Origin of the sequence: Prevotella sp. KH2C16 (assembly GCF_900113305.1) — a bacterium.
Classification (GTDB): domain Bacteria; phylum Bacteroidota; class Bacteroidia; order Bacteroidales; family Bacteroidaceae; genus Prevotella.
Map to the genome: position 1 here is coordinate 267,112 of NZ_FOOW01000001.1, position 18,994 is coordinate 286,105.

Sequence of the window (18,994 nt, forward strand, 5' to 3'; positions counted from 1 at the left end):
GGCGGTTCTACCGATAGGACTTGCGGTCGAGCTTACCGTTGAAGGTTCGCCTGACGGAGGCCACTTGTTCATAGTAGACGGGCACCTTATAGGCTTCCAGTCGGCTGGCAATGTGTTTTGCCACGGTCGTCTTGTCAAATTTACAGCCCTCTTTCATCACCACGAGGAGCTTGAGCACCGTGCCGAGCACGGGATGCGGGGCGGCGATGCAGATGCAGTCGGCGATGCCGGCCAGGGCAGAAGCGGCATCCTCCACCTCCGAGGGGGCTACTTTGTAGCCGGCGGTATTGATGACATCGTCCTCCCGGCCCAGCAGGCGGAGCATGCCCTCGCCGTCAATCTCACCGCAGTCGGCCGTGTAGAGCACCCCGTTGCGCAGCACCTGCCGGGTGAGTTCGTCGTTGCCTGCATACCCGATCATCAGCGTCTTCCCCTCACAGGCTATCCTCCCTTGCCGGGTGATATGGAAGCTGGAGTGCTTCATGGGGTGTCCGAGGCATTTCTCGAGGCACCGGCCGTCGTTGAAATCATAGGTGGCGATGATACCCGTCTCGGTCGACGCATAGGTGTTATAGAGCCGTGTGCGGGGCAGGAGGCGGCAGAGCTGCCGCATATCGCTATGCGCCATGGGAGCCGCCCCCGTCTCGATGAAGTCTATCTTGTCGGCATAATGCGCAAGCCGCTGCCCGCCGAAGGCGAGCAGGATGCGGATGCTGGCGGGCACGAGGAAGGTAGCGAGCCGGCCTTCCGGATAGTCGAGGGCATGGAAGAAGGCGTTCAGGTCTTTCATTCCCTTGAGAATCAGGAGCGTGGCTCCCTGCATAATAACGGGGTAGAGCTTGGAAAGACTGCCGATGTGGTTCATCGGACCGCAGACCACGAACACCGTCTCATGGCAGAATCCTTGTGCCTCGATGAGGTTTTCACCGTCGGCCACGAGCGTGGAATGACTGATCATGACGCCCTTTGACCTGCCCGTGGTGCCCGTGGTATAGAGCACATCGGCCACTTCCGACGGAAAATCCACCGCCGCCAGTTCAGCTTCCACCGTCCGCATGGTGGCTTCGGGCGTGCCGGATTCCATCGGGACGGCAATGACACCGGCTCTGTGGAGGGCAAGATAGGTGATCAGGAAATCGGATGACTGCGTGTTCCGGAACACTACCGCGCGGCCTTTGCGGTCGCTGAACTGCGCGGCCTTCCGCACGACCGACTCATAGAGGCGGGCATAGCTCAGGCTCTGCCCGTCGGGGTCTATCATTGCTGTCTTCTCGGGATAAAGCCGGGCGTTGCGCTCCAGATAGTCTTCGAGGGTGGTCATGGCTGTTTTCCGGCGAGCTTCTTGTCTACGAGGGCGGCCAGACTGTCGATAGAACGGAGGTTCTTAGGCGTCGCGTCCTGTGATTCAAGTTCGATGCCATACTCATTGGAGAGCATCATCAGAATGGTGGTAACTCCCAGCGAGTCGAGCTCGCTGAAGAGGAAATCGGAGTCCAGGTTTACGAGCGGCAGGGCCTCGGCAAGCAGTTCGCGTATTCTTTCTTTCTTGTCCATAGTTCTCAAGATGGTTGCATGCAAAGATAATGGTTTTTCCTTAACCTGCCAATGGTTTCCCTCAGTTTTTGTTTCAACGGCTGAAACAAGCTGTTTCAACCGTTGAAACTCCGTGTTTCAGCCATTGAAACAAGGCGGAAAGTTCGTTTACACCGATGTCGGGGATTGTTTCTTACAGGTTTCCTAAATACACTTTCCGGATGCCTTCGCTGTATGCGATGTCGCGGGCATCGAACAGCGTCTTCCGGGGGGTCGGCCGAGAGTTGCGCATGTTGTACTGCGGAAAGAAGCGACTGAAGTGGAGCGGACAGTCTCCGAGGCCGTTCTCGACGAGCCACCGGCACATGCTGCGCACCAGTTCCCCGCCATCGTTGACTCCGGGAATCAGCAGATTGGTAATCTCGAGATGGACTCCTGCCTCATGAAGGTTAAGCAGCGTGTCGAGAACGGGTTGCAGCCGGGCTCCGCATACCTTTCGGTAGATGTCGTCGGAGAAGGCTTTCAGGTCTATGTTTGCCGCGTCGATGTAGGGCATGAGCTCGCTCAGGGGGTCGTGATTGATGAATCCCGCCGAGACGAGGATGTTCCATAAGCCCTTTTCATGGGCGAGCCGGGCGGTGTCGTAGGTGTACTCATACCATGTAAGCGGCTCGGTATAGGTGTAGGCAATGCCGGGAATATGGTGTTTGAGGGCAAGGTCAACTGCCCGTTCAGGCATCAGCTCGTAGCACTCCACCTCGTCGGGCCGGGCTTGCGAGATGTCGTGGTTCTGGCAGTTCAGGCACCGGAGGTTGCACCCCGCGCAGGCCAGCGAGAGGCATTTCGTGCCCGGATGGAATTCGGCGAGGGGCTTCTTCTCCACCGGGTCGACGGCTACGGCGCACGGGCGGGCGTACACCTCCGAGACGAGCGTTCCCCTGAGGTTGCGACGGCTGCCGCACCGTCCCCGCTGCCCTTCGGCCAGCGTGCAGCCGTGAGGACAGAGCATGCAACGCAAGCGATTGCCGTCGAGCCTGTGGTAGTAAAGACATTCCTTCATATTCAGAACACGATAGCCTCATAGACATAGAGCTCCGCCGTCTTCCAGCCGTCCCAGCCCAGTCCGGCCTTGTCGTGGCTGCAATGGCTCACGAACTCCTCCTTCGTCCAGTTCACTTCCTCGGCCACCTGCGGGAGATAGGTTCCCGAGTGGTAGCCTTTACGGATGTAGATGCCATGCCTGCCCAGAATGAACTCGCTCAGGTCGTGGATGCGTCGCATGGGGGTGAGCACAGAGATTTCTATATCCAGTTCCGGGAGTTCCTGCCGGCTTACTTTCGGGAACCTCGGATCTTCGAAGGCGGCGGCCTTAGCCATCTTTTCAACGATTTCAAAGAGAGGGTAGTCCTCGCCGAAATGCCCGATGCAGCCACGCAGCAGGCCGTGTTTGTGAAGCGAGACGAAGGCTCCGCACCGTTGCCGGAGCGTCTGGCTCAGGCCGTGGGGCTGGTATCGCTTGCCTGTGAAGGTTGCGAGGATGCTCTCGCGGGCTATCTTCTTGAGCTCGGCTTTATCTTCATCCGTGAGCCGGAAACCCGCCTCTCGGCTGAAGGCGAAGGAATGGTAGCCCACCACTCTGTGTCTTCCGCCGTACGGGGAGTCGCCTGAGTTGCGGTATTCCAGATGCCGGATGCGTATGGCGTCGTCGCCCTCGGTCATCATCAGGAGTGTAGCGATGGCGGCTTCGCCGCAGGCACTGGTGGCCAGGGAATCGATGCCCAGCCGCTCGTTGGCCGCAAGCTGGCCGATGAAATCTTGTGTCCTGCCCGTGAGGATGGCGTCGGCGGTGAGTGCGTCTACTCTCTTTGCGTCCTGATACGACGGGTAGTGGGAGAAGTCGCTGCTGACGACGAAGAGGTTTCTGGCATTCAGATAGGGTTTCAGCGCCTTGGCTATCTGCCGCAGCCGCTCGTGGCTCTGGGTGGCGACGACAATCGGCACAATCGGCGGCACTCGCTTCAGCCGATACTGGAGGAAGGGCAGTTGCACCTCCAAGCTGTGCTCTTGCCGGTGAGCCCGCTCGTCGAAGCAGAAGGCCTCGCAGCCCTCTATGAGACGGGCGCATAGCGCCGTGTCCACCTTCAGGTTTCCTAAAGGCGTGGCATAATAGTCATAGCCGCCTGCCACGGAGGCTTTGTCGAGGTAGACATGGTGGCTCGGGCCCAGTAGGAAGATGTGTTCATAGTCGGCATCGGGGGCTATCCGCGCGAAAGCCGATGCCGCTACGCCCGCTGAAAAAACATAGCCTGCATGGGGCACGATGACGGCCTGTATCGTGCGAGAGCCTTTCACGGCCGCATACTTACCGAAGTAAGTCTGCAAATCCTTGTGGAGTTGTGCGGCATTCGCTTCATAGAACTGTCCTGCAACAGCAGGTTTCCGAATTCTTGCATCCATATTTCCAACCGTTAGAATGAGCAGCAGGGCGAGCACGGAAAGTCTCGCCTGCCGGCACTCGATTACTTTTTCCATCGTTACGAACCTCTTCATTGCATGAGATGAATAACCAAGGCAAAGATAGAAAAAAATCTGAAACGCAGCAATAGTTTGCGGAAAGGTTTGCCAGGGAAAGTTCTGAAAGTTACAATCCCCCATCGCCACCAAGGTTTTAGGCGGTATGCCGGACGCGTCGGGAGCTACCTTTTTCCTATACGGAGGGATGTCAGTTCCCTTTAGGGGGCTATTTCACAACCTTGTCTTCCAGCTTCCATCCCATGATGTTCGATATCTGAGGGATGAGCTTCATGGCTATCTTCTGTTGTCCCTGCGTATTCGGATGCCAGTCGGCACCGAGATCGGCGGGATTGTTGATGACCTTCAGCATCGGTTCGGCCATGTAGACATGCTTGTCGGGCTCCATTCTGCGGGCTAAATCCTTGAAGGCTGTCTGTAGATAGGCACCTGCCGAATAGGGCAGGATGCACAGAATGGGGATGTCGCCGTAGGCCTTTCGGAGGTTACGGATGAACTTCTGGTAGTTTCCGCAATACTGGTCTACGGTGGGGGTGTTGTTTCTTGAGAAGTCGTTGGTGCCCAGCTGGATGCATACGAGTTGCGGCCTGTAGGCTCGAAAATCGTAGCTGAGGGTGTCGAAGTCGTCGAAGATGTGCCCTTGCCGGTCGAGCATGGTGTACTCGGAGGTCTGTTTCTTGTCGCCGTAATTGCGTACCATGCCCATTCCGGAGTGGGCAATGGCGGCGTAGTCGGTATCGAAATACCGGGCTATCAGGCAGGCATAGGAGTGGTTGAAGTCCTCGGTCTCGTAGGTAAAGTGTATCTTCGGTCCCGCAGCCTCGGTTCCATAGCCGCAGGTATAGCTGTCGCCGTAGAACTCGATGAAGCGTTTCCGGGGAGCTACCTTCTGCAGCTTGCCGCCCCTGGCGAGGTAGAAGCCGTGGACGGTGGTGCATCCGCCGCTGCCTTCGGTTACCCTTTGCAGGCACAGGCGGTGGGGCTGGGCGGTCAGGTTTTCAGCCAACACGACGCGGTGGGGCTTCTGTCCCTCGACGGTGATGCGGCGAATCAGCTGTCCGTCGATATAGAGGTTATGATAGGTTTTCTTCGTATCGCTCACCTCGATGGCAATGCTGCCTCCCGTGAAGTCGGTCTGGAGATAGGTGCCCGTCCAGTCGTATCTCACGCTTCCGTCGCTCAGAGCGAGTGTCCGGCCTGTATAGGATATGCCTTGCTGCAGCCGTTTGGTGTAGTCAATCTGGGCTGAGGCCGCCTGGAGGATTGCCATGAACGCAATCAGGAATATAAGTTTTCTTTTCATATTGTTGTTTTTTGGTTTTTAGATGCTGGTGCAAAAGTAGTGTTTTTTCGTGAGATATTCAAACCTGAGGCAGGTTTTCATGAAAATAAAAACGCGGAGGAGTCATGACTTGAACCGCATGTGAAATCAGGTGAAGCCGACTCTTGCATGCCGAACCTGTAAATTTAGTAAAATCTTTACATGCGATTACAAAATAAATTCCTATATTTGCGAAAAAAGGATGGAGGACACGAATTATGATGAATGTACTGAAAGACACCTTGCACGACGAGGACTATTCCTTGGTGGTGCTGCATGAAGGGAACATTTCGACCTTTAAGGGACGCGGCGTCCGTACCTTATATAATATATTAGACGATGAGCCGGAGTTGCTGCACGGTGCCAAACTTGCCGACAAGGCTGTCGGAAGGACGGCTGCCAAGGCAATGGTGGAAGGCGGAGTTGTAGAGGTCTATGCCGACCTGATCAGCGACCAGGCCTACGATGTGCTCCACGATGCCGGCGTCAAGGTTACCTATAAGAAACGGGTAGACCATCCCACTTTTCTCCGTATGTGGGAAAAGATGGGAGAAGTGGTCTGAAAACAAGAAAGAGAAATCAGACGGGCATATGCCTTGAGGCTGATTTCTCTTTCTTGTTCTATGCTCCTGTCTGCCTGATGCCCATGCGAGCCTCGACGACATTAACCACATAGTCGCCGAGTTTCTCACACTCTTGCACGATATCCATGTACATGGTACCCACGCCATAGGTATAGAGATGGTTGTTCACATCATCGATATTCTGGGTTCGGAGTTGGTTGCGATAGTTGTTGATTTCGTTCTCTATATTGAACGAGCGGTTCGGATCGTAGCTGGCGTGGTGGCCTTGCAGAATCAGGTTCATTTGCGTTAGTGCCTCGTCCGTGAGTTCCATCATCTGGTGCAAGTGCTCGTATTGCGGCTCGACGAAGTCCTCTTTCTCGTTCATCTTACGGTTGAGGGTGCGCGCGATGTTGTAGCAGCTGTCGCCGATAGACTCTATCTCACTGATCTCACGCAGCATGGCATGAATCTTGCCCTTGGTCTCGTCGCTCAGGTGAGCATTGGATACCTGGTCAAGATACTTGGCAATCTCTATCTCCATGTTATCGGAGATGGTCTCATACTTCTCTATTCTCGTGAAGAGCTTCACGAAATCTTCAGCTTTCTTTTCGTTCAACAACTCACGAACCATGCCAAACATGCGCTGGATGCGCTCCGAGAAGCTCTGGATTTCCTTCTGAGCCTCGTAAACGCTAAGCTCCGGTGTCTTCATGAGGCCACTCTGAATGAAGCGCAGACGGAACTCTTCCTCGTCCTGATTTGCCTTTGGCTTGATGAGCCAGCATACCAGTTTCTCCATCTGGGGGATAAACCAGATGAGAAGGGAGGTATTGCAAACATTGAAGCAAGTGTGGAAAGCGGCCAGCACGATAGGCAGTTTGAGGGTGATATCGGTGGCAGAGAGGCCCGCCGTATTCTCCGGATCATACCCCACGAGGCTGCAGACGAAGTTGACAAAGGGATAGAACAAGCACATGACCCATATCACGCCGAAGACATTGAAGACGAGATGAGCGAGGGCGGCACGCCTTGCCTGCGTGTTGGCTCCTAACGCCGCGAGGTTTGCGGTGGCGGTAGTACCGATGTTCTCACCCATTACGAGCGCGATACCCATGTATATCGGGAGCACCCCGGTGGAGCAGAGTAGAATGGTGATGGCCATGACTGCGGCCGAGCTCTGCACGATGCAAGTGATGACAGTGCCGATGGCAAGGAAAATCAGGATGGTCCAATGGCTGTTCACATTAAATGAAGAGAAAAACTCGATGGCGCCTGAGTTATGGGCTAAATCCAGCTCTTTGCCCGCCGTACTCAGCAAGACGAGGGAGAAGAAGAGGAAGGCGATGCCGAAGAGGAAGTCGCCGATGTAGCGTCGTTTCTTGCTATAGATGAGCATGATGCCGATGAAGAAGGCCGGAAAGACCACTACCGTAAGGTCAACATTATATCCCAGCGACATGATCCAGGCCGTGAGCGTGGTGCCGATGTTGGCACCCATGATGACCGAGATGGCCTGAGCCAGGGTGAGCAGACCGGCATTGACGAAAGAGACGGTCATGACAGTGGTTGCCGACGACGACTGCACGGCGCAGGTGATAAAGGTTCCGGTAAGCATGCCGGTAAACCGGTTGGTGGTCATGGCGCCCAGAATGTGGCGCAGTTGCGAACCTGCCATTTTCTGTAGAGCCTCGCTCATTACCTTCATACCATAGATAAGCAGTGCAAGAGAGCCGAGAATCTTGCAGAAAATAAAGATGTAGTCGCCTGTTGTCATAGAATAATGTTTTCTCTTTCCGTCGGAAAGAGGGCTTCGCCCAGCATCGTCTTTCTTTCCGGATGTTTCATTTCTGTTGCAAAGATAATAAAAAAATGTTTCCGTATGACTTCTTCCATGAATTTATTTTAGAAAATGTCGGTCGTGGCAGAAAATGTTACGCTCTTTACGGGAAGGGCAGAACCTTAATTTAATTTAATTGTTATTCTTGTGTCGATAATTATTATTACCTTTACCGGCAAATCTAAAGATTACGAGACGAAACATGAGAAAACTTACAATCAGGTGTAAGAACAACAACCAGGCTGTCGAGGTCGAGATGGGCTGCCGACTCGACGAGCTGTATAAGAAACTGGGGCTCGAGATGCAGTACGGGCCCATTGCCGCCAAGGTGAACAACTCGACGGAGGGCATGCATTACTCCCTCTACCACTGCAAGGATGTAGAGTTCCTCGACATGCACAACGCTTCGGCCTCGCGGGTCTATACCCGCACGCTGTTCCTGGTATGCTGCAAGGCCATCCACGACCTCTACCCGGGTTCCAAGGTGCTGATAGACATTCCCGTCTCGAAGGGATATTATGTGAGCGTGAAGTGCTGTCAGAAGCTCACGGGAGAAGATGTAGCCCGTATCAAGGAGCGCATGCAGCAGATTATCGACGCCAAGATGCCCATCCGGCGCTTTGAAGTGCCTACTGAGGATGCCATCGAGATGTTCCGCCGCAAGGGCGACGAGGCTAAGGTGAAGCTGCTGGAGAGCAGCGGAAGGCTCTATACCGTCTACTATCAGCTCGACGATTTCGTGGACTATTTCTATGGCACGCTGCTCACGGACACTGGCGGCCTCTATCTTTTCGACCTCGAGAAGTATATCGACGGGATGCTCCTCCGCATCCCGGCTGTGGAGGATCCGTCGAGGCTGAGCCCCAAGCCGCGTCAGGACAAGATGTTCAGCATCTTCAAGGAGCACCACAACCTGCAGCATCTCCTCGGCCTCCGTACCGTGGGTGACTTCAACGAAGCCGTCGAGAACGGGCATGCCACTGAGATCATCAATGTCAGCGAGGCTCTTCAGGAGAAGCTGATTTCTCGCATCGCCGATGAAATCAAGGCGCGTCAGGGCGTTAAGCTTGTGCTGCTGGCGGGGCCGTCATCTTCGGGGAAGACCACCACCTGCAAGCGGCTTAGCATCCAGTTGCTGGCCAACGGGATAAGGCCCCTTCAGATTTCTCTCGACGACTACTTCGTGGATCGGGAGCATACGCCAAAGGACGAGAACGGAGAATACGACTACGAGAGCCTCTATGCTCTCAATATCCCGCTCATCAACGAGCAGTTCCAGGCTCTTTTCCGGGGTGAGGAGGTGATTCTTCCAAGGTATGATTTCCAGACGGGAACGAGCGAGAAAAGCGACAAGCAGTTGAAGATGGACGACAACAATGTGCTCGTGGTAGAGGGAATCCATGCCCTGAACCCGGAGCTTACGGCACAGATTCCCGAGGAACAGAAGTATAGAGTGTATGTCTCGGCGCTGACGACCATCCTCCTCGACGACCATAATTACATCCCTACGACCGACAACCGACTGCTTCGGCGCATCATCCGCGACAATAAGTATCGTGGCGTTACGGCTCAGGAGACCATCCACCGCTGGCCCTCGGTGCGGGCGGGAGAGGAGAAATGGATATTCCCCTATCAGGAAAATGCCGACGCGATGTTCAATAGTGCCATGCTCTACGAGCTTTCCGTTATCAAGCAACAGGCCGAGCCGCTGCTTGAGCAGGTGCCCGAGAACTGTGAGGAGTTCGGCGAAGCCCATCGTTTGCTCAAGTTCCTGCGTTACTTCCGGGAGATTCCGTATCGCCAGCTGCCGCCTACGAGCTTGCTGCGGGAGTTCCTTGGAGGCAGCTCCTTCAAGTATTGAGAAACCGTGCCGGCAGCCTGTCTTTTCAAGGCCGGCGGCAACCAGAAAAGTAAAAGACCGTTAAGAGCTCGCCTTTTAGCCGTTAGAAGGCGAGCTTTTAGCCGTTAGAAGGCAGGCTTTTAGCCGCCTTTTACAGGGTGGTTCGTAACTTGAAGAAAACCAATAGATTAAGAATATGAAAATTTCAGGTGATTTCGAATCCCGCTTTTTGATTAGAAAGGTGCTGGCTACGGTTGCCCTCTGCCTGTTTTCCCTCTGCTCCCAGGCTCAGGAAAAGCTAACGCCGCCCATGGGGTGGATGTCGTGGAATCTCTTCGGCGAGCACATCAACGAGCAGCTGCTGCGTGAGATGGCTGATGCCATGGTGGCGGGCGGCTACCGCGACGCGGGCTATGAATATGTGTTCATAGACGACTGCTGGCAGGGCGGACGCGACAGCCGCAACAACCTGATAGCTGATCCGGAAAAGTTCCCGAGCGGCATCAAGGCACTTGCCGACTATGTGCACGCCAGAGGCCTGAAGCTGGGCATCTACTCCGATGCCGCACAGCTCACCTGTGCCGGCCGCACGGCGAGCTACGGCTTTGAGGAGCAGGATGCACGCACCTTTGCCTCGTGGGGCATAGACTATCTGAAATACGACTATTGCAATGCTCCCTCCGACAGCGCGGAGGCGCATCGCCGCTATAAGGTCATGGGCGATGCGCTGGCCAGGAGTGGCCGGCGCATACTTCTCGGCGTGTGCGAATGGGGTCAGCTCCATCCCGAGCTGTGGGCAGCTGAGGCGGGCGGAGTAGTCTGGCGGACAACTTATGATGTGCGGGACATGTGGGCCGACAAGGCTCGTCAGGGGGGTATGGGTATCCTCGACATCGTCAATGTTACCGCTCCCCTGTATTCTTACGCCCGTCCAGGGCATTGGAACGACATGGACATGCTTGTCGTGGGCCTGGAGGGCAAGGGCGGTCCATCGAGCGACTTGGGAGGAAAAGGATGCAGCTATACCGAGTATCAGTCGCAGATGAGCCTCTGGTGCATGGAGGCGTCGCCGCTGGCTATGACCCACGACTTGCGTAGCGAGAACGAAGAGACGCGCCGCATCCTGCTGAACAAAGAAATCATTGCCATCGATCAGGATGTCCTCGGCAAGGCCGCGGAGCGCAAGGTGTTCCAGGATACCTATCAGGTGTTCGTGCGACTGCTCTCTGGAGGCCGGTGGGCGGTGGCCGTCCTGAATACTGGCGAGCTGCCGCAGGTAATCGGAGTAGATTTCCCTGCGCTGGGCATAGACGGCAACCGGTCCGTGCGGGATGTATGGGCGCATAGGCAGATAGCGCAGAAAGCCACTCGCTGGAAAGGCCGGGTGGAGGCTCACGAGACAAAAGTGTTTGTGCTTGGATAGCCCCCTCTTCCCGTTTCCGGGGCACGGCTCTATTGCCGGAGAATAAAATCCGTCTTCGCAAGGCGGGGCTTGTACGCTTGTTCCGGGGGCGGAAAGTAGACTGTGCCATCCTCCATTGGCGGAAGGAAAAGTTCTGAAAACTGCCTCCGGAAAGAAAGAAAAGTGGAAAAAACTTTTATTTTTCACTTTTTATTTTGCCGTATCAAGAAAAATTGGCATCTTTGCATTTGTGAACTTAAACTAATAAAAAGATAATGGCGGAAGACTTAGAAGTTAAGGAACTGGACCAGGTTGTTGTCCGGTTCTCTGGAGATTCCGGCGATGGAATGCAGCTTGCCGGGAACATTTTCTCCACTGTGTCTGCAACCGTAGGTAATGGTATCTCAACCTTTCCAGACTATCCGGCTGACATCCGGGCGCCACAAGGCTCGCTGACGGGTGTCTCGGGTTTTCAGGTTCACATCGGAACGGGGAAGGTGTACACGCCGGGCGACCAGTGCGATGTGCTTGTTGCGATGAATGCCGCGGCCCTGAAGACGCAGTACAGGTATGCCAAGCCGCAGGCCACCATCATTATTGATACCGACAGTTTCGGTCCCAACGACTTGAAGAAAGCTGAGTTCAACAGTACCGACTATCTCTGTGAGCTGGGAATCGACTCCGACCGTGTAGTAGCCTGCCCCATCACTACCATGGTGAAGGCATGCCTGAAAGATTCGGGCATGGACAACCGCGCCATTCTGAAGTGCCGTAACATGTTTGCACTGGGATTGGTATGTTGGCTTTTCAACCGGGATCTCTCACTCGTGGAGAACTTCCTGAGAGAGAAATTTGCGAAGAAGGCGGAGATAGCGGAGAATAATATCAAGGTGGTGAACGCCGGATACGACTACGGCCACAATGTGCACGCCAGCGTTCCTGCCACTTATCGCATCGACTCTAAAGTCAAGAATCCTGGCCGATATATGGATATTACCGGCAACAAAGCCACGGCTTACGGGCTGATAGCCGCAGCCGAGAAGTCGGGCCTGAAGCTTTATCTGGGCTCTTATCCCATCACCCCGGCCACGGACATTCTCCACGAGCTGGCCAAGCACAAGTCGCTCGGCGTGATAACGGTGCAGTGCGAAGACGAGATTTCGGCCTGTGCGAGTGCCGTGGGAGCCTCGTTTGCCGGTGCGCTGGCTGCTACCAGCACATCCGGTCCCGGCATTGCGCTGAAGTCGGAGGCCATCAACCTCGCCGTGATGGACGAGCTTCCGCTGGTAATCATCGATGTACAACGAGGCGGGCCGTCAACGGGACTGCCCACGAAGAGCGAGCAGACCGACCTCCTTCAGGTGCTCTACGGGCGCAACGGGGAAAGTCCGATGCCCGTGGTTGCCGCCATCAGTCCTACCGACTGCTTCGATGCGGCTTTCCAGGCGGCCAGGATAGCCCTCGAGCACATGACTCCCGTGGTGTTGCTCACCGATGCCTTTATCGCCAACGGCTCTGCGGCATGGAAGTTGCCGGACATAGAAGAGTTGCCGGAGATAAAGCCCCATTATGTAACCGAAGACCAGAAATATAAGTATACGCCATACCGCCGCGACCCGGAAACCCTTGCCCGCTATTGGGCGGTTCCCGGTCAGGAGGGCTATACGCACATCCTCGGCGGGCTGGAGAAGGATGGCGAGACCGGCGCAATCTCTACCGAGCCCGAAAATCATGACCTGATGGACCACCTGCGCTTTGAAAAAGTGGCAAAGATTGAGGTTCCCGACATTGAGGTTCTTGGCGATGCCGACGATGCGGAATTGCTCATCGTGGGCTTCGGCTCCACCTATGGCCATCTCTATACCGCCATGAACGAACTGCGGAAGAAAGGCCATAAGGTGGCACTTGCCCAGTTCAAGTATGTAAATCCCCTGCCGAAGAACACCGCTGATGTGCTCCTGAAGTACAAGAAGGTGGTCGTGGCCGAGCAGAATCTTGGCCAGTTCGCAGCTTTGTTGCGCATCCGAGTCAACAATTTTGCGCCTTATCAGTATAATCAGGTCAAGGGTCAGCCCTTCGTGGTGAGTGAGTTGGTAAGCGGATTCGAGCGGATTCTCCTCTCGAATGGCCTCTCTAACCATGCCAAGACATTTGAGGAGAACATTATTGAAGCTTAAAGCAGAAAGGGAAAGCACATGAACGAATATACAGCACAAGATTTCAAGAAAGGCCAGCCACGGTGGTGCCCGGGATGCGGAGACCACTTCTTCCTGGCAAGTCTGCACAAGGCGATGGCCGAACTGGGCATTGCACCTTACGAAACGGCGGTCATCAGCGGTATCGGATGTTCCAGCCGACTGCCTTATTATGTGAATACCTATGCCATGCAGACCATCCACGGCCGTGCGGCAGCCATCGCCACGGGAGCCAAGGTGGTGAATCCTGCACTCACGGTGTGGCAGATAAGCGGCGACGGCGACGCCCTTGCCATCGGCGGAAACCACTTCATCCATGCCATGCGGCGGAATATCGACCTCAACATGATTCTCCTGAACAACCGCATCTACGGTCTTACGAAAGGACAGTACAGTCCTACCTCTCCCCGGGGATTCGTTTCCAAGTCGAGCCCTTACGGCACGGTGGAGGATCCCTTCCGTCCCGCGGAACTCTGCTTCGGTGCCCGCGGCAGGTTCTTTGCCCGTTCCGTGGCCAACGACGGACCGCATACCATCGAGATTCTGAAGCGGGCCTATGAGCACAAGGGTGCCTCGGTGTGTGAGATTATGCAGAACTGCGTCATCTTCAACAACGGTGCCTACGACCCTGTCTACACCAAGGAAGGCCGCGGCAAGAATGCCATCTATGTAGAGGATGGCAAGCCCCTGGTGTTCGGCGAGAATCATGAGTACGGGCTGATGCAAGAGGGATTCGGCCTGAAGGTCGTCAAGATTGGCGAGAACGGCATCACCTTGGACGACATTCTGGTGCACGACAGCCATTGCCAGGACAACACGCTGCAACTGAAGCTGGCCATGATGGACAACGAGCATGGCTTCCCCATGGCTCTCGGAGTGATTCGTGATGTCGAGGCACCCACCTACGATGAGGCCGTTAACGCCCAGATAGAGGAGGTGAAGGCCAAGAAACCTTACCATAACTTTGCCGAACTCCTTGAGACCAACGACATCTGGGAAGTCAAGGAAGGGTAGGAATCCTGGCCGCAAGCATAATGTCTAACTGGTCCTGTAGGCTCTCGTCCCGATAGTCTATAGGACCTATTTTAATTCAATACGCCCAATGAGAAAGGCTTTCTTAACCCTGACCCTGGTGCTTATGGCTATGGGTCTCTGCGCTCAGAACACTCCGAAGCGCATCGTGGTTGCCTATGTGGCCGGATGGACCACCGGCGAGTTGCCGAACCCGCGCCTGATGACGCATATAAACTATGCCTTCGGTCATGTAACGAAAACCTTCGACGGCATGGAGGTGCAGAATCCCGACATGCTGCGGAGGGTGGTAGCCCTCAAGAAGGACAACCCGGAGCTGAAGGTGATGCTGTCGGTAGGCGGATGGACCAGTGGAAATTTCAGCGAGATGGCTGCCAGTTCCAAGTTTCGCAAGAGCTTTGCAAAGAGCTGCATGAAGGCCGTAAGGGAATACGGACTTGACGGAATCGACATCGACTGGGAATATCCTACCAGTAGTGCGGCGGGCATTTCCTCGTCGCCTGACGACACCAGGAACTTCACCTTGCTGATGCGCGACCTGCGAAAAGCACTCGGCAACGACCTTCTTCTGACGATTGCCACTCAGGCTGCGGCGCGCTATATCGACTTCAAGGGCTGCATGCCCTATCTCGACTTCGTGAATATCATGGCCTACGATGTGGCCGATCCGCCCAAGCACCACACCACCCTGCACCGCTCAAAGATAAGCGGGAGAATGACGGTGGAGGATGCCGTAGACGCTCATCTTCGTGCCGGAGTGCCTGCCGGGAGGCTTTGTCTGGGCATGCCGCTTTACGGTCGTGGCGACCATGCCAATCAGATTCTCGACAAATACATGAAGACGAAGGATGCCGCCGGCATCTATCATGAGGTTTGGGACGACGAGGGACAGGTGCCCTACCTCGCAAACGAAGACGGCGAGCTGGTCTTCGGCATTGAGAATCCTCGGAGTATAGCGGCCAAGTGTCAGCTGATTATCGACCGGGGACTGCTGGGAGGCATGTACTGGGAAACCACCGAGGACGATGCCCAGCAAGACCTGATGCAGACTGTATACCTCTCTTTGCTGAAGGAAGGCAAGGCCACGGTGCCGCAGCGGCAGGTGCTCTTCCTGAGCAGGGCGGCAATGGATTCCGAGAACCCGCTCGTCAAGGATATCAAGAGCTTGAAGAATACGAGTTTCAGCCTTTTCACGGGCTATGATAAGGGTGTCTTCGACAGGTTCCACTATGTGATTGCAGGACAGGGCGACACGGCTTCCCTGAATGCGGATGCCCGTAAGGAGCTGGAGCGTTATCAGGCTGAAAGGCGAGGCACGCTCATCATCCTCAAGGGCAACTGACGCAGATTGTGCGGCCAGGAATAAGTTACCGCAGAGTTACCAGCAAGTGGTAACAATGTTACCAGCCGCTGGTAACACTGTTACCACTTACCGGTAATGCTGTTACCAACGGCTGGTAATTATTCTGGGAGACACCTCGTCTATAAGGTCTGAAAGCCGTTGGGTGTCCTCCGGACTGTTTAGAGTATTTGGCGATACAGCTGCACGATGTCGTCGCGGGTTACCTCGCGCGGGTTACCGGGCGTGCATACATCGGCAATAGCCTGGTCGGCAAGTGCGTCGATGTCCTTTTCGTAGATGCCCAGGTCCGACAGGTGCTGTGGGATTCCCACTCTGCGGCTGAGTGCTTCGATTTCGTTGCAGGCGGCCTCGGCGGCTTCTTCTTTGCTCATTCCTTCCTTGTAGACGCCCACGGCCTTGGCGATTTCCACATATTTGTCGAGTGCCGCAGGGGCATTGAATCGCATGACGGTGGGCAACAGGATGGCGCAGGCTACGCCGTGGGGAACATCGTGGAGCGCGCTCATCGGATGCGCCATGCCGTGGTCGACGCCAAGGCCCACATTCGAGAAGGCCATGCCTGCCACATACTGTGCCACGGCCATGCCGTCGCGGCCGATGGGATTGGTGGGTTCGTCTACTGCGATGGGCAGATATCGGTGTATCATCTCGATGGCCTTGATCTCAAACATGTCGCTCAATTCCCATGCCGCCTTGGTAATGAGCCCCTCGATGGCGTGTGTCATGGCGTCCATACCCGTGGCGGCAGTGAGGCTCTTGGGCAGCGAATACATCAGTTCTGCGTCTACGATGGCCACGGCGGGAATGTCGTTGGGGTCTACGCACACCATCTTCTTCTGCTTGCTCTCGTCGATGATCACATAGTTTATCGTGGTCTCGGCGGCTGTCCCTGCGGTGGTGGGCAGTGCGATGATGGGTACGGTCTTCTTCTTGGTGTCGGCTACGCCCTCAAGGCTTACGACATCTGCAAACTCCGGGTTGTTGCTCACGATGCCGATGCCCTTGGCTGTGTCCATGGAGCTGCCGCCTCCGAGTGCCACGATGAAGTCGGCCTGGGCGTCCTTCAGGGCCTTCACGCCGTTCTTTACATTGGTAACGGTAGGGTTCGGTTTCACCTCGTCGTAGATTTCGTAGGGAATATTGGCCTCGTCGAGCACATCGGTTACCTGCTTGGCCACGCCGAATTTCATAAGTCCCTTGTCGGTAACTACGAGTGCTTTCTTGTATCCAAGCCGTGCCACTACTCCCGGCAGCTCCTTGCGAGCACCCGGTCCGAAGTAAGAAACCTCGTTCAAAATAAATCTGTTAACCATAAGTGTTTTTTAAATTATAAAGGTATTAATAAAGTGAATATTTCATGGTAGGTGTGTTTTTTCCTGCCCCGGAATAAGAGCCCGGGGCAGGAAAGCGAAGCTCTATTGCAGGCCGAAGGCCAGTTTCCAGAGCTTGTAGTTCTCGTGCTCCAACGGATGTACATGTCCGTCTGCATTCATCACTTTGGTAATGAAGCTCCTAATGCCCTTGAGAATCGACAGGCGTTCCATTTCATGGAATCCGTCGAGCAGGTTGCGGGTATCGGAGATAATCTCGTCGAGCGTGAATTTCCGGTTCAGCGTTCCATAGACTTCTCCCTTCAGTTCCGGCGTGATGTCGCCGATCTGCTCAATTCCCGACACATAGTCGTTGATGTATTGCCGCTCCCTCTCCTGATAGATGCCGTCGACGCTGGCAAAAAACAGGCCCGTCTTGGCCATCAACCTTACTACTTGTATGATCTTCTCCATGGCTCATTCCTCCTCGGTTTCTGTTAGTTCTTCTTCTCCGGCAGTCTCTCCGGCATTCTCTTCCTCCTCGGCTTCTTCGTCATTGCCTTTCACCGACTTGCCCGCAAGTCCGATTACGCTGATCACGCTCTTGGCCATCTGGCCGAGATCAGCACTCTCGATATCGATGCCGAACTTGCTAAGGGTTTGTCCAATCTTCCCATCTTTGAGCTTGGTTTTGGCTCCCTCAAGGACAGAACTTGCGATGTCGCTGTTCAATATGTTTTCAAAAAAACTTCCCATAGGCGTCATTCGTTTAGTTAAAAATAGGGTTATCTCATCGTGTGGACGGCGGTGCAGAGTCTCGGGAGGGCTTGTTCCCGCATGCCTCGACCCGTCTATCTTCTGCAAATATAGGAATTTTTTCGAATGTTCAAAGCTTTTTGGGTGTTTTTTTTGTGTTTTTAGTTTTTATGGGAGTTGGCCGGCGGTTTGACAAATTCGGCGATTTTGTCCTTCAAAATCGCCGAATTTGCGAGGAAAAATAACCGATTTTACTCTGCTGGAGGCGGCAGAAAGCTTTATTGCTTGTAGATTTCCTTCATAATTGCTTGTAGATTTCCTTCATAATATGTCTGCCTACTTTCACTCTGAAATGTGCCCAGTCGTAGAAGTTATGATAGTCGGATAGGGTTCTGTGGTTACTGAAGTCGTAGACATTCTTTGCGCCCAGCACCTGCTTCAGGCACTTGATGTCGCGTGGGTTGATGCGTTGCCGTTCAATGTTCGGTATGAGTACGAACTTCAGGTGGGTATGGTGGCGTTGGCAGAAGTCGGCCAGCTCCTTTAGTTTTTCCATGTGCGGGCGATGAATCACGCTGGGAGCCGTGGTGGGACTGATTGCTGCCAGTCTTCGCAGGTCTATCCTGCGTTGCCAGAAGCGTTCGCCCTCGCGGCGGATGCTGTCTTCCAGAAAGGGCACATAGTCATTGGTATAGAGTTCGTGCGAGGCAGGCCCTTCCGCTATGATGCCTTCCATCGATTTCTCAAAAGTGCCCGTGAGCTGATACTTCAGATAGGGAAAGAGAAATTTCGGTGTGAGGAATCCTTGCAGGAACGCCGATTGATAGCTCATCCAGCTCTTGCCGGTAACATCGGGAGGCATGATGTGCATGAGGCCTCCGCGCGGTGTATAGTTTTCCAGAGTGCTGAGTTCGGCCACGATGAGGAGGTTGGCCACGGACTGGTCAGGCTGCTTTCCGAGGGCTTCCAGTTTCACGCAGATGTCGCCGAGCCCTTCCGCGTTGGAGAAGAAACGGAACGGGCTGCCCTGGATATACTGGCTCCAGTCGGAGCAGAGGAAGCCCCGGGTGCACGAGTTGCCCATGATGAAGGAGTCGTAATGACGCTCAGAGCGCAGCATCTTGTATTTGGTCCATGCCGTGGCACCCTCGCTCAGGCAGACAGGACTGTGGTCGTAGTCGGTATATTTGCGTAGAACCATGAAAGGATCGTCGGCCACATAGATGCCCAGAAGCAGCAGGAAGGGGGATGCCAGCAACAGGCATTTCAGATAAAATCTATGGAGGGGTATGAGTTTCATCGGCTTG

Annotated in this window: 16 protein-coding genes; 6 read left to right on the top strand and 10 right to left on the bottom strand. The window is 54.8% G+C overall.

Features of this window, described 5'->3' with window-relative positions; translation table 11 throughout:
* Positions 1 to 7 precede the first annotated feature (7 nt).
* The 5 genes from BM114_RS01040 to BM114_RS01060 form a co-directional block, all read right to left on the bottom strand.
* Positions 8 to 1,321, bottom strand: a complete 1,314-nt coding sequence (locus BM114_RS01040) for a class I adenylate-forming enzyme family protein (protein WP_092109310.1) — start codon at positions 1,319 to 1,321, stop codon at positions 8 to 10.
* Complete coding sequence (locus tag BM114_RS01045) at positions 1,318 to 1,554, bottom strand: acyl carrier protein (protein ID WP_092109313.1); 237 nt, start codon at positions 1,552 to 1,554, stop codon at positions 1,318 to 1,320. The genes BM114_RS01040 and BM114_RS01045 overlap by 4 nt, the downstream gene beginning before the upstream one ends.
* Before the next feature lie 172 nt (positions 1,555 to 1,726).
* A complete protein-coding gene (gene amrS, locus BM114_RS01050; RefSeq protein ID WP_092109316.1) occupies positions 1,727 to 2,593 on the bottom strand; it encodes an AmmeMemoRadiSam system radical SAM enzyme in 867 nt (288 codons plus the stop codon).
* Between the two features lie 2 nt (positions 2,594 to 2,595).
* Complete coding sequence (amrB, locus tag BM114_RS01055) at positions 2,596 to 4,083, bottom strand: AmmeMemoRadiSam system protein B (protein ID WP_092109319.1); 1,488 nt, start codon at positions 4,081 to 4,083, stop codon at positions 2,596 to 2,598.
* A gap of 190 nt (positions 4,084 to 4,273) precedes the next feature.
* Positions 4,274 to 5,368: an SGNH/GDSL hydrolase family protein gene (locus BM114_RS01060; RefSeq protein ID WP_092109322.1), complete on the bottom strand. Its 1,095-nt coding sequence runs from the start codon at positions 5,366 to 5,368 to the stop codon at positions 4,274 to 4,276.
* 236 nt (positions 5,369 to 5,604) lie between these two features.
* Between BM114_RS01060 and BM114_RS01065 the strand changes: the two genes are divergently transcribed.
* Positions 5,605 to 5,949 (top strand): DUF1893 domain-containing protein, encoded by a 345-nt coding sequence (locus BM114_RS01065; protein WP_092109326.1) that lies wholly within the window; start codon positions 5,605 to 5,607, stop codon positions 5,947 to 5,949.
* A gap of 58 nt (positions 5,950 to 6,007) precedes the next feature.
* Here the strand turns inward: BM114_RS01065 and BM114_RS01070 are convergent, their stop codons facing one another.
* A complete protein-coding gene (locus BM114_RS01070) occupies positions 6,008 to 7,726 on the bottom strand; it encodes a Na/Pi cotransporter family protein (RefSeq protein ID WP_092109329.1) in 1,719 nt (572 codons plus the stop codon).
* Between the two features lie 265 nt (positions 7,727 to 7,991).
* Between BM114_RS01070 and BM114_RS01075 the strand changes: the two genes are divergently transcribed.
* The 5 genes from BM114_RS01075 to BM114_RS01095 all read left to right on the top strand — a co-directional run bounded on the left by BM114_RS01075 (position 7,992) and on the right by BM114_RS01095 (position 15,600).
* Entirely contained in the window at positions 7,992 to 9,650 is a 1,659-nt protein-coding gene (locus tag BM114_RS01075; protein WP_092109332.1) for a nucleoside kinase, read from the top strand.
* Between the two features lie 175 nt (positions 9,651 to 9,825).
* The gene (locus BM114_RS01080) at positions 9,826 to 11,052 is read left to right on the top strand and encodes a glycoside hydrolase family 27 protein (protein ID WP_255406381.1); all 1,227 of its coding nucleotides are present in this window, start codon (positions 9,826 to 9,828) and stop codon (positions 11,050 to 11,052) included.
* A 254-nt stretch (positions 11,053 to 11,306) separates the two neighbouring features.
* Positions 11,307 to 13,208, top strand: a complete 1,902-nt coding sequence (locus BM114_RS01085; RefSeq protein ID WP_092109337.1) for a 2-oxoacid:acceptor oxidoreductase subunit alpha — start codon at positions 11,307 to 11,309, stop codon at positions 13,206 to 13,208.
* A gap of 18 nt (positions 13,209 to 13,226) precedes the next feature.
* Positions 13,227 to 14,240: a 2-oxoacid:ferredoxin oxidoreductase subunit beta gene (locus tag BM114_RS01090; RefSeq protein ID WP_092109340.1), complete on the top strand. Its 1,014-nt coding sequence runs from the start codon at positions 13,227 to 13,229 to the stop codon at positions 14,238 to 14,240.
* 88 nt (positions 14,241 to 14,328) lie between these two features.
* Positions 14,329 to 15,600 (top strand): glycoside hydrolase family 18 protein, encoded by a 1,272-nt coding sequence (locus BM114_RS01095; RefSeq protein ID WP_092109343.1) that lies wholly within the window; start codon positions 14,329 to 14,331, stop codon positions 15,598 to 15,600.
* A gap of 179 nt (positions 15,601 to 15,779) precedes the next feature.
* On the opposite strand, the gene fucO is transcribed toward BM114_RS01095, so the two are convergent.
* The 4 genes from fucO to BM114_RS01115 all read right to left on the bottom strand — a co-directional run bounded on the left by fucO (position 15,780) and on the right by BM114_RS01115 (position 18,987).
* On the bottom strand, positions 15,780 to 16,934 hold the full coding sequence (fucO, locus tag BM114_RS01100; RefSeq protein ID WP_092109346.1) for a lactaldehyde reductase: 1,155 nt from the start codon (positions 16,932 to 16,934) through the stop codon (positions 15,780 to 15,782).
* A gap of 102 nt (positions 16,935 to 17,036) precedes the next feature.
* Positions 17,037 to 17,405 carry a tellurite resistance TerB family protein gene (locus tag BM114_RS01105; RefSeq protein ID WP_143089219.1) on the bottom strand — a complete coding sequence of 123 codons (369 nt, stop codon included), beginning with the start codon at positions 17,403 to 17,405 and terminating at the stop codon, positions 17,037 to 17,039.
* Between the two features lie 3 nt (positions 17,406 to 17,408).
* Positions 17,409 to 17,687, bottom strand: coding sequence for a hypothetical protein (locus BM114_RS01110; RefSeq protein WP_092109352.1), 279 nt, complete (start codon positions 17,685 to 17,687; stop codon positions 17,409 to 17,411).
* Between the two features lie 298 nt (positions 17,688 to 17,985).
* Positions 17,986 to 18,987: a hypothetical protein gene (locus tag BM114_RS01115; RefSeq protein WP_092109355.1), complete on the bottom strand. Its 1,002-nt coding sequence runs from the start codon at positions 18,985 to 18,987 to the stop codon at positions 17,986 to 17,988.
* Between the last annotated feature and the right edge of the window lie 7 nt (positions 18,988 to 18,994).

What these genes read in the sequence shown, in the direction of transcription:
- BM114_RS01090 (WP_092109340.1), top strand. Translation starts at nt 13,227, where the DNA reads ATGAACGAATATACAGCACAAGATTTCAAGAAAGGCCAGCCACGGTGG.
- amrB (WP_092109319.1), bottom strand. Translation starts at nt 4,083, where the DNA reads ATGAAGAGGTTCGTAACGATGGAAAAAGTAATCGAGTGCCGGCAGGCG.
- BM114_RS01085 (WP_092109337.1), top strand. Translation starts at nt 11,307, where the DNA reads ATGGCGGAAGACTTAGAAGTTAAGGAACTGGACCAGGTTGTTGTCCGG.
- BM114_RS01070 (WP_092109329.1), bottom strand. Translation starts at nt 7,726, where the DNA reads ATGACAACAGGCGACTACATCTTTATTTTCTGCAAGATTCTCGGCTCT.
- BM114_RS01045 (WP_092109313.1), bottom strand. Translation starts at nt 1,554, where the DNA reads ATGGACAAGAAAGAAAGAATACGCGAACTGCTTGCCGAGGCCCTGCCG.
- BM114_RS01105 (WP_143089219.1), bottom strand. Translation starts at nt 17,405, where the DNA reads ATGGAGAAGATCATACAAGTAGTAAGGTTGATGGCCAAGACGGGCCTG.
- BM114_RS01080 (WP_255406381.1), top strand. Translation starts at nt 9,826, where the DNA reads ATGAAAATTTCAGGTGATTTCGAATCCCGCTTTTTGATTAGAAAGGTG.
- BM114_RS01075 (WP_092109332.1), top strand. Translation starts at nt 7,992, where the DNA reads ATGAGAAAACTTACAATCAGGTGTAAGAACAACAACCAGGCTGTCGAG.
- fucO (WP_092109346.1), bottom strand. Translation starts at nt 16,934, where the DNA reads ATGGTTAACAGATTTATTTTGAACGAGGTTTCTTACTTCGGACCGGGT.
- BM114_RS01065 (WP_092109326.1), top strand. Translation starts at nt 5,605, where the DNA reads ATGATGAATGTACTGAAAGACACCTTGCACGACGAGGACTATTCCTTG.
- BM114_RS01060 (WP_092109322.1), bottom strand. Translation starts at nt 5,368, where the DNA reads ATGAAAAGAAAACTTATATTCCTGATTGCGTTCATGGCAATCCTCCAG.
- BM114_RS01115 (WP_092109355.1), bottom strand. Translation starts at nt 18,987, where the DNA reads ATGAAACTCATACCCCTCCATAGATTTTATCTGAAATGCCTGTTGCTG.
- BM114_RS01110 (WP_092109352.1), bottom strand. Translation starts at nt 17,687, where the DNA reads ATGGGAAGTTTTTTTGAAAACATATTGAACAGCGACATCGCAAGTTCT.
- amrS (WP_092109316.1), bottom strand. Translation starts at nt 2,593, where the DNA reads ATGAAGGAATGTCTTTACTACCACAGGCTCGACGGCAATCGCTTGCGT.
- BM114_RS01095 (WP_092109343.1), top strand. Translation starts at nt 14,329, where the DNA reads ATGAGAAAGGCTTTCTTAACCCTGACCCTGGTGCTTATGGCTATGGGT.
- BM114_RS01040 (WP_092109310.1), bottom strand. Translation starts at nt 1,321, where the DNA reads ATGACCACCCTCGAAGACTATCTGGAGCGCAACGCCCGGCTTTATCCC.